The organism is Aerococcus sp. HMSC062A02 (genome assembly GCF_001809535.1).
Lineage (GTDB): Bacteria > Bacillota > Bacilli > Lactobacillales > Aerococcaceae > Aerococcus.
Map to the genome: position 1 here is coordinate 57,253 of NZ_KV797939.1, position 9,628 is coordinate 66,880.

The window sequence follows — 9,628 nt, forward strand, 5'->3', positions numbered from 1 at the left end:
TTTAATTTTAAGCTTTAGGAGGACGTTGGTCCAAGTTGCGGATCAAACGGCCCCGTTCGTCATAGACGTGGTCGCGGGCTTTTTGGCTGCTAGCCATGCTCAGAATCAGGCGGTCGCGGTAGGGTTCGGCCAATTCGTCAAAGAGAAATTCCTCATCGTGGAGGTTGTATTTTTTACGGTTGGCTTCATTTTCGCCTTCTGAACGCAGTTTGTATTGGCGGCTAGGAAGTTCTTGGTCGCTTTCTTCCTTTTCCACCCGGTAGACATAGTTGTCGTCATCGTAGGTGATCTCCAAGGCACCGGTATTGGTGCGCTCGTAGTTGATATTATCGTACTTGTCCTTCTGCAGCTCCCACCAAGCCTTGATGCCCTCGATGGCTTCTTCTTCACTCTTGTAAGAGCCGTGTTGCTTACGGACGCCGTGGCGTTTATTTTCCCAGTAAACGGTGTAGATGGTCTGTGTCATTTTTGGTCTTCCTTTCTTTGCGAGGCCCTGGCCTCAGTTTCATCTAAGTGGAGTAAAGCGAGAAGGCTGGCCTTGTCTACTTCCTGGTAGTCTCCCCGGTCCAGGTCAGGGTCTAAGCGCAAGCCGCCCATGCGGAGGCGCTTGAGATAGGTCACTTCCTTACCGACCGCTTGGAACATCCGCTTGACCTGGTGGAACTTCCCTTCGTGGAGGATGAGACGAATCTGGCTCCTCCCAGAACCCAGGTCGACCTGGTCAATAAAAAGTTCCGCAGGCAGGCAAGTTTCTCCTTGGTCAATGGCCAGGCCGGAAGCGAAAGCCGCCTGGTCTTCAGCAGTCACTATGCCTGCAATTTCCGCATAGTATTCCTTGTCCACCTTCTTGCGTGGGGACAGGAGGTCATGACTGAGCTGGCCATCATTCGTGATCAAAAGCAGGCCTTCTGTGTCCTTATCCAAGCGCCCCACAGGGAAGGGATCGTAGATTTGGACCAGGTCTTGGGGCAGAAGATCAGTAACAATGGCTGTCTGCCCGTCCTTAGTCGTAGACAAATAACCTGCTGGCTTGTGCAAGATAAAATAAATGAAGGGTTGGTAGCGGACGCTCTCCCCATCCAAGCTGACCTGGTCCTGGTCTGGATCCAAATGGTGGTCAACTTTTTTAAGCGTCTGACCGTTCACTTGGACGCGCCCTTTTTTGATGGCTTGCTTGGCCTCCTTGCGGCTTAAGAGCGTGTAATTGGCAATTAATTTATCTAAGCGCATAACTAGCCTCCTCCACTTTTTTGATCTTATTCTATTTTAACATATGTCTAAATAAAAAGCCTGACCTAGCCCAGTAAAAAAGGAGACAGGACAAAACTGTCTCCCAATTTTTTATCAAATGAGTAAAGACTTAGAAAAGCCCTTCAATGGTACCGTCTTCTTTAATATCCATCTTCATAGCAGCTGGTTCTTTTGGCAGACCGGGCATGGTCATCACGTCTCCTGTCAGAGCAACAATAAAGCCAGCCCCAATCTTAGGCACAAATTCACGGATATGGATATCGAAGTCGCTTGGACGGGCTACCTTACTTGGGTCATCAGTCAGCGAATACTGGGTTTTAGCCATACAGATTGGCAAGTGACCCCAACCATTCTTCTCGAAATCAGCAATTTGTTTTTCGGCTTTGGATTCATAAACGACGCCGCGGCCCCCATATACCTTCGTTACAATGGCATCGAGTTTTTCTTTGATGCTGGTATTTTCAGCGTCATATAAAGGTTTAAATTCAGGATTTCCGGCTTGGTCGATGAGTTCAACGACTTCCTTGGCTAGGTCAACACCACCTTCACCACCATTTTCCCAGACGGATGCTTTGACGAATGGAACATTGAGCTGGTCACAAGCTTCTTGGACAGCAGCAATTTCTGCTTCCGTATCGGTAACGAATTCATTTAAAGCGACAACAACTGGTACATTGTAGCCTTGCATGGTTTCGATGTGTTTTTCTAAGTTCACCACACCGGCTTTAACAGCTTCCACATCTTCACCGGCATCCTTCAATTCTTTCTTCGGAATGCCCCCGTGCATCTTCATCGAACGGATCGTGGTTACAATAACCACAGCATCCGGCGTCTTACCGAGGTTAGGAGTCACGATGTCCATGAATTTTTCCCCACCTAGGTCAGCACCGAAACCAGCCTCAGTTACCGCATAGTCAGCCAGTTTCAAGGCTGCCTTGGTGGCGATAATGGAGTTACAGCCATGGGCGATATTGGCAAAGGGCCCCCCGTGGACTAAAGCTGGCGTATGTTCTAAGGTTTGTACCAAGTTAGGTTCGATCGCGTCTTTCATAATTAGGGTCATGGCACCAGCGCAGCCCAATTGTTCAACCGTCACAGGTTCCTTGTCCCGGGTTTCCCCGATAACGATCCGGTTGAAGCGGTCTCTCAGGTCACTTAAGTCAGTAGCCAAGCAGAGGGCTGCCATTACTTCGGAAGCCACTGTAATATCAAAACCATCCTCGCGTGGATAACCGTTGCCTGGTCCACCCAGACCAACGACCACATGTCGCAAGTTCCGGTCGTTCATGTCAACGACACGCTTCCAAGTAATCCGGCGGTTGTCAATATTCAATTTATTGCCTTGGTGGATGTGGTTATCAATCACAGCTGATAGTAAGTTGTTGGCGGTTGTGATGGCATGCATGTCCCCCGTAAAGTGCATATTGATATCTTCCATCGGCACAACTTGGGCATAGCCCCCACCAGCAGCGCCGCCCTTCAAGCCGAAAGTCGGGCCAAATGAAGGTTCACGAAGAGCCACCATGGATTTCTTTCCAATTTTTTGCAGGGCATCCCCTAGACCGACTGTAATTGTGGTTTTCCCCTCACCAGCTGCCGTTGGGTTAATAGCGGTGACCAGGATTAACTTACCATCTTCTCGATCTTGGATTTGATCCAGAGTTCTTTGAGGGATTTTGGCCTTATAGAGTCCGTATTGGTCTAAATCGCTTTCCTTAAAGCCGAGGCCTTCAGCAATCTCAGTGATTCGCTTCGGTTCATTTTGCTGGGCAATTTGAATATCCGTTAACATATAATGACTCCTCCTTTAAAATTAACTAAATCAATTATAACATGTTTAAGCGCTTACACAAATAGTCTGCTCATCTCGATTGAAAGTTAAGAAAAAAGTTTCACTGAAAAAACCAGATTCTGCCAAATAAAAGTAAATTTCCAGTGTATAGTCTGCTTAGCTTTGCTTTATTTTAGTGATTAAAGCAGTTAAAATGAATACAATTATTGTATATTTCTTTCAACTGGACTCTCAGGCTTTTCTAGGGAGTTTTTGCTATAATAAGTTTATTAGAATTAAAGGAGGACTGATCGAACCAATGACCTTGCATTTAATTAAAGCCCTCAAGTACGGGGTCGCGACCTTCTTTGCCATCTTCCTGGCCCAGTGGCTCCATTTAGATTATGCGGTTTCCGCTGGCATTATCGCTATCCTGACCTTAGCTGACACTAACCAACAAACCGTCCATTATATCGGAAATATTAGCCTGGCCATGGTCTTAAGCTTGACTGTTGCTAGCCTGCTTTTTTATTACCTAGGATTTACCGTTTGGGTCTTTGCCCTCTATCTTTTGATCACCTATCCACTGGCCGCCTGGATGAAGTCGGGGAATGCCATTGCTCCTTGTGCGGTATCGGTCTCCCACTTGCTTTTGGACCAGACCATAGCTTTTCCCGACTTGATGAACGAGTTTCTACTTCTCATCATCGGGACCGGGATCGCCCTCTTGGTTAACTTCCTCCAACCTTCCCACCAAAAGGAAATGGCCCAGTTAAAAGAGGCGATCGAAGACCGGATGCGGACGGTCCTTTGCTCCTATGCCGATCAATTAGACCAAGGCACTTTCTTTGAGCAAGATCATTTTGTTTTGGCCCTCCACGAACTCAGCCAGCTCATCCAAGATGGGCAAGGTCTGGCTGCCAGGGAGAATGCCAACCGAATGAACCAGGATACCCTATACTATAAGCAGTATTTTGCCATGCGCCAGGCCCAAAGCAATGTTCTCTACCAGATAGCGGAGAGCTTGCAGCGGCTCGACCAGAAGACCTCCCAGCACCAGGATTTAGCCCAGTTTCTCATCCACGTGTCCGAACAGCTGAACGAGCGCAATCCAGCTTTGGGACTAAGCGCAGAATTGGACCAGCTCATTAAGACTTACAGGGAGAGCGACCTGCCTCAGACCCGCAAAGAATTTGAGCTCCGGGCTACCCTTTTCGCGATCTTGACAGATTGCAAAAAATTCTTAAAATTAAAGAAAAACTTCTACTATGAAAGCAATTTTATCTATTCACATTAAAAGGAGAATCTCACCATGAAAGAAGCCTTAATTAACATTGACTACACCAACGATTTTGTCGCAGACGATGGCAGTTTAACCTGTGGCCAACCCGGTCAGGCTATCGAAGACAAGATCTGCGACTTGACGGAGCGCTTTATCCAAGACCAAGAATTTGTGGTCTTTGCTATCGATAGCCACCAAAAAGATGACCCCTACCATCCCGAGAGCCGGCTCTTCCCAAGCCATAATATCCAAGGCAGCCAGGGTCAAGAGCTCTACGGACGTCTCGCTGACATCTACCAAGGGGCCAAGGACCAAACCCATGTCTACTATATGGAAAAGACTCGCTACTCCGCCTTTGCGGGGACCAATCTCGATATGAAACTGCGGGAGCGCCATATCCAAACCCTCCACTTAGTTGGGGTCTGCACCGATATCTGTATCCTCCATACTGCTGTGGACGCCTATAATCTGGGCTATCAATTAGTAATCCACCCCACAGCCGTGGCAAGTTTCAACCAAGCAGGCCACGACTGGGCCCTAACCCACTTCGAGACCTGCCTAGACGCCAAAATTGTCGATTAGGCAAGGCAGTTAAATCATTTACAACAAAGGAGGCTTATTATGAATTCACAGCAAAAAGTCCTCGATCATCTCTTAAAAGCGGATGGTGCTTACCTGTCTGGACAGAAGCTGGCTGAAATATTAGGGGTTTCTCGCAATGCCATCTGGAAAGCCATCCAAGCTCTCAAAGACCAGGGCTATCAAATTTCTTCGACCCCCAATAAGGGCTACCAGCTAGAAAGTCTGAGCGATGACTTGGCCCCCCAACAAATCGACCACTTTCTCAAGCAAGCAGTCGGTTCGTTTGACATAGCTTATGAGGTCCGCCCCAGCATGAGCTCGACTAATGACTTGATGAAAGAGGCCCTAGCCCATAGCCAGGCGGATTATCTCTTGTACGCCACCCAACAGCAGACCAAGGGCCGAGGACGGCGAGGCAAGGCCTATTATTGCGACCTGGCAGAAGGTCTCTATTTCACCCTAGCCCTCCGCCCCCATCAGGTGAAACTCCAGGACGTGCCTATGTACACCATCCTGGCAGCGACTGCTGTTGTCGAGACCATTGAAAGCTATGTCGACGACCAGTGCGAGATCAAATGGGTTAATGACATCTTCTACCACAAGCGCAAGATCACTGGCATCTTGAGCGAAATGATTAGCTCCATTGAAGCGGCTGATACCTCCGCTGTCATGATTGGAATTGGAATCAACCTAGCGGGTTCCTTTGAAGACTCAGACCCCGCTGTTCGAGAAGTCGCAGGCACCATTTTTGGTCAAGAAACTCCAGAAGACTTCAATATCAACCAATTCTTAGCACAAATTGTGAGCCGAATCTTGACCTACCATGCCAACTTCGATGACAAAGCCTTCTTCCCCTTATACAAGGACCGGCTCATGGGCGTAGGCAAGGAGGTTTCCTACCAGTACAATGGCGACTGGCAGTCTGGAATCATCGTTGGCGTCAATCCCGAAGGCCAGCTGATCATTGCCAAAGCCAATGGCAAAAAAGAAATCCTCTATGGCCAGGATATTCATTTCTCTAGTCAGCAATTTAGAAATTTATAAACAGGGTGTGAGCAAGAGCGTTCAGCTTTGGATGCTTGGAGTAAGTTGGGATAAGGGCAAGCCACGCTTGCACGTTCCCAACTTGCGAAAGCACTCCCAAGCTGCTCTTGCGAACCCGACTACAGGGTGTGAGCAAGAGCGGTTAGCTTGGGATGCTTGGAGTAAGTCAATCGGACAGCTGGACTAGAGCCCTCACTTCACTCCCCAATCCTTAATAAAAGCAGCTGGACGCTAATATGGTCCAGCTGCTTTTTTATGGCTTGCAATGGCCGAGCGATCCAATGATCCGGCTTAAAGGACCTTTATCCAATTGATCAAGGCCAAATCCCCCTAGTTAAGCCTGGTATTTTCGGCAAAAATCTTGCCAGGCTTGGTAAAGGGCGGCTTGGTCGTCATCAAGATAGGACAGGGCCTGGTCTGCAATAGCCTGAGGAATGGGATAGAGGTAGGCAGCCATGGCACCGGCCATGGAAGCGATGGTGTCGGAGTCCCCGCCTAGGGAAACAGCCAGGCGCAAGCAGTCTTCGAAATCCTCGCCATCCCTTACGGCCACTAGGGCTTGGGGGATAGAGTCCGCACAATTGGCATGGAAGCTGTAATGCGGGCGTAAGTTGTCAATGGTGAAGTTTAAATCATATACTTCTGTAGCAATTTGTTTGAAAATATCCTCTGGGTCTACTCCCGTCTTCGCCTGGTAAATCGCTAAAGCAAGGGTCCAGGCCCCAAGGAAGGCTTCCTCACTGTCATGACTAATCCCAGTCACTACTGATCCCCAAGCGAGAACTTCTTCTTCGCTTCGCGCTAGGTCAGCGACAGGACTAATCCGCATACCGGCTCCATTACCGATACTCTGGTAGGGCTGGGGCTTCCGGCTATAGATCCAGCGGAAGAAGTTCTTACCATAACCCGCTGTAGGATACTTCCGCCCCCAGGTCTGCATGGAGCGAACCGCTTCCTCTTCAAGTAGGCCTAAGAATTCAGCGTCTTTTGCCAAGCCCCCTGACCGTCCAACAGCCTTCATCAAGGCCTCGCCCACCGCCAGAGTCATAATTGAATCATCTGTGAGATGACAGTCAGGATGGAAGAGTTCAAAGTCCTTCCCTCGGTAATTATTTAGTTCAAAGCGTGAGCCTACAATGTCTCCAATGATTGCGCCTAGCATATCTTTCCCCTCTCTAAAACTTTTCAATTTGTAACTTACTAATTTTAAGTGCATAATAAGGTGGAGGTGATCATAATGAATAATGAACAAGCACTCCAATTGCTTCAAGATGTTTTAAAAGTAAACTCAACCAATGGCAATGAAACTGCCGTGGCCGACCTTATAGAACCTATTTTACAGGAGGCAGGCCTAGAAACCAAACGCTATTCCTATAAGGGTGACCGGACCCAGCTTATAGCAACATTAGATAGTGGCGTAGAAGGACCTACGCTCGGCTTAACCGGCCATATGGATGTCGTCCCAATCGGCGATAACCCTTGGGAGCACGAGCCCTTCGCCGCAGAAATTGAAGACGGGGTCATCTATGGTCGGGGCGCCTGCGATATGAAGGGGGGCCTAATTGCCCTCGTCGCTGCCGCACTTCGACTTAAAGCCGAAAAGCTTCCTAAAAAAGGAAAAATTATCCTAGTCTTTACGGCGGATGAAGAGATGGGTGGTAAGGGCGCCAAGGATTTAGTCGACCAAGACCTCCTCCCCTATGTCGATGCCCTGATCTGTGCCGAACCAACTAACCTCCAAGTGGCGCGGGCCCACAAAGGAGTCTTCTGGCTATCACTGGAAACTCAAGGCCGGACTGCCCACGGATCGACCCCTAAAAAAGGCGTCAATGCCGTAGAAAAAATGATCAAGTGGCTGGACCGGATCGCTCAGACCTACCATGCCGACGACCACGAAGATGACCTCCTTGGCCAATCGACCATGTCTTTTAACCAAATTTCTGGCGGCAGTGTGGTCAATGTGGTCCCAGACCGTGCCCAAGCTCAAGTAGATATCCGGACCGTGCCTGGCCAAGACCATCCCGAGCTTTACGCTAGTTTTGAACAAATCATCAAAGACTTAGAAGCTGAAGATCCTGACTTTAAGGGACAGATGGACCTCTTCACCAACCTCTATCCCTTGCGGACCGACGACCAAGACCCCCTCGTCCAAATCGCTCTCGAAAAGTCAAAAGATATCCTCGATCAAGCAGCGGGACTAGCAGCCTTCAGCGGAGGAACCGATTGCGCGGAATTTATCCGCCACCAAGCTGATATACCAACCATTATTATTGGCCCTGGCCAAAGCTTACATGAACCCGATGAACACATCACCGTCAGTGAATTCTACCAAAGCATCGCCTGGTACCAAGCCATTATCCGCCAGTGGTTTGAACAAAAAGATTAACCATATAAGTAAAGAAAGAGAGTATGACTTTTGCCTTACTCTCTTTTTTATATTAGCTTGACTTTAAGAAAGGCTTTCTTTAAACTTATAAGCTAGTCAATTTTAAAAGAAAAGAGGTTCTTATGTTAAAGAAAATCAACCAATTACCTGCTGGCATGTTCCTAGTTCCCATGGTCGTCAGCATGGTCTTAATTTCCATTTTTCCCAATATGTACGACCGTTTTGGCGGCACCAGTCAGGCTAGCTTCCAGATGGGGACGCCGGTTGTCATTGGCCTTTTGGTCTTTGCAGCAGGGACGAGTCTTGACCTCAAGCAGATTGTTCCCTTATTAAAGCGCCACCTGCCCATGATCTTATTTAAATTATTTTGGTCAAGCCTCCTGATCTATTTCTACTATCTAGCTTTTGGTAGCCAGGGGATCTTTGGAATTTCACTCTTGAGCTTTGCTTGTGTGATTTATTCCCTGAACCCAGCTGTAGCCCTAGCCATCCATTCCTCATATGGTGACCAGCGTTTTGGGGCGGTCTACGGAATCTTCGGTATCCTGGGTATGTCCTTTACCCCGCTTATCCTCCTGAGTCTGCTTACCGCTGATGGAGGGGCAGGCGGCATTGACTGGAACCCCATTATTTCGATCTTTATTCCCCTTCTTGTAGGGATGGCCCTGGGCAACTTGGATCCTGACTTCGCGGACTTCTTTACGCCAATGATCGGCCGCCTCCTGCCCTTCCTCGGTTGGAACTTGGGAGCCGGTATGCGGATCCAAGACGCCCTGGCATCTGGTGGCTCAGGCCTCTTGATGACACTTGCCTTCTTTATTCTGATGCTTCCACTCATCTTCTTTGACCGCTACGTCACCAAGCAGAATGCAGGCATTGATGGAGCAGCGATTTGGAATGTGGCTGGCATGTCTGTCGCCAACCCAGCGCTCATTGGCCTGACCTTACCCGAAACTTTCGGCGATGATGTGGTAGCCGCGACCGCCATCGTGATGATGGTCTGCATCGCCAGCTCCCTCCTCTCCCCTCTTGTCGCCCAAAAGCTCTACCAAAGAAAAGAGACTGTGACTAAAGGCGGTTAGTCCTGACTCTAGGAGCAAGTTTTAAAAAAATCATTAATAAAAAAAGACCGGACAACATTAGGCCGGTCCACTGATCAAAGGCTAGGATAAGATTCCTGGCCTTTTTTGAAGGGGAATTTTTTGGTTGAGCGCTCTTGCTCTCACCTTTCAGTCGGGTTCGCAAAGGCAGAAAGGGAGCGACTTCATCAAAGTGGAGCGACCGGCTAAAGCCGCTCTTATCCTCTTTGCCT

At 48.6% G+C, this 9,628-nt stretch carries 10 protein-coding genes; 5 read left to right on the forward strand and 5 right to left on the reverse strand.

The genetic code is table 11. The features are described from left to right. Positions 1-7: 7 nt before the first annotated feature. The 3 genes from HMPREF2626_RS07545 to HMPREF2626_RS07555 all read right to left on the reverse strand — a co-directional run bounded on the left by HMPREF2626_RS07545 (position 8) and on the right by HMPREF2626_RS07555 (position 3,043). Positions 8-466 (reverse strand): hypothetical protein, encoded by a 459-nt coding sequence (locus tag HMPREF2626_RS07545; protein WP_070619617.1) that lies wholly within the window; start codon positions 464-466, stop codon positions 8-10. After that, positions 463-1,230 carry a pseudouridine synthase gene (locus HMPREF2626_RS07550; protein ID WP_070619620.1) on the reverse strand — a complete coding sequence of 256 codons (768 nt, stop codon included), beginning with the start codon at positions 1,228-1,230 and terminating at the stop codon, positions 463-465. The genes HMPREF2626_RS07545 and HMPREF2626_RS07550 overlap by 4 nt, the downstream gene beginning before the upstream one ends. Before the next feature lie 130 nt (positions 1,231-1,360). Next, the gene (locus HMPREF2626_RS07555) at positions 1,361-3,043 is read right to left on the reverse strand and encodes a formate--tetrahydrofolate ligase (protein WP_070619622.1); all 1,683 of its coding nucleotides are present in this window, start codon (positions 3,041-3,043) and stop codon (positions 1,361-1,363) included. A gap of 298 nt (positions 3,044-3,341) precedes the next feature. Between HMPREF2626_RS07555 and HMPREF2626_RS07560 the strand changes: the two genes are divergently transcribed. Genes HMPREF2626_RS07560 through HMPREF2626_RS07570 form a run of 3 tightly spaced genes read left to right on the forward strand, consistent with a single transcriptional unit; the run spans position 3,342 to position 5,930 of the window. Beyond that, positions 3,342-4,319 carry an aromatic acid exporter family protein gene (locus HMPREF2626_RS07560; RefSeq protein WP_070619626.1) on the forward strand — a complete coding sequence of 326 codons (978 nt, stop codon included), beginning with the start codon at positions 3,342-3,344 and terminating at the stop codon, positions 4,317-4,319. Between the two features lie 15 nt (positions 4,320-4,334). Next, positions 4,335-4,886 carry a cysteine hydrolase family protein gene (locus HMPREF2626_RS07565; protein WP_070619629.1) on the forward strand — a complete coding sequence of 184 codons (552 nt, stop codon included), beginning with the start codon at positions 4,335-4,337 and terminating at the stop codon, positions 4,884-4,886. Positions 4,887-4,925: 39 nt separating this feature from the next. Next, positions 4,926-5,930, forward strand: a complete 1,005-nt coding sequence (locus HMPREF2626_RS07570; protein ID WP_070619631.1) for a biotin--[acetyl-CoA-carboxylase] ligase — start codon at positions 4,926-4,928, stop codon at positions 5,928-5,930. A gap of 334 nt (positions 5,931-6,264) precedes the next feature. Here the strand turns inward: HMPREF2626_RS07570 and HMPREF2626_RS07575 are convergent, their stop codons facing one another. After that, positions 6,265-7,092 (reverse strand): ADP-ribosylglycohydrolase family protein, encoded by an 828-nt coding sequence (locus HMPREF2626_RS07575; protein WP_070619634.1) that lies wholly within the window; start codon positions 7,090-7,092, stop codon positions 6,265-6,267. 75 nt (positions 7,093-7,167) lie between these two features. Here HMPREF2626_RS07575 and HMPREF2626_RS07580 point away from each other — a divergent pair, with 75 nt between their 5' ends. Together HMPREF2626_RS07580 and HMPREF2626_RS07585 are read left to right on the forward strand one after the other, a co-directional pair. After that, positions 7,168-8,316, forward strand: coding sequence for a M20 family metallopeptidase (locus HMPREF2626_RS07580; RefSeq protein WP_070619637.1), 1,149 nt, complete (start codon positions 7,168-7,170; stop codon positions 8,314-8,316). Between the two features lie 122 nt (positions 8,317-8,438). Continuing rightward, complete coding sequence (locus HMPREF2626_RS07585; RefSeq protein WP_070619640.1) at positions 8,439-9,398, forward strand: 2-keto-3-deoxygluconate permease; 960 nt, start codon at positions 8,439-8,441, stop codon at positions 9,396-9,398. Here the strand turns inward: HMPREF2626_RS07585 and HMPREF2626_RS10225 are convergent. Next, a partial coding sequence (locus HMPREF2626_RS10225; RefSeq protein ID WP_210382808.1) for a hypothetical protein occupies positions 9,385-9,628 on the reverse strand: 244 nt, incomplete at its 5' end. The genes HMPREF2626_RS07585 and HMPREF2626_RS10225 overlap by 14 nt on opposite strands.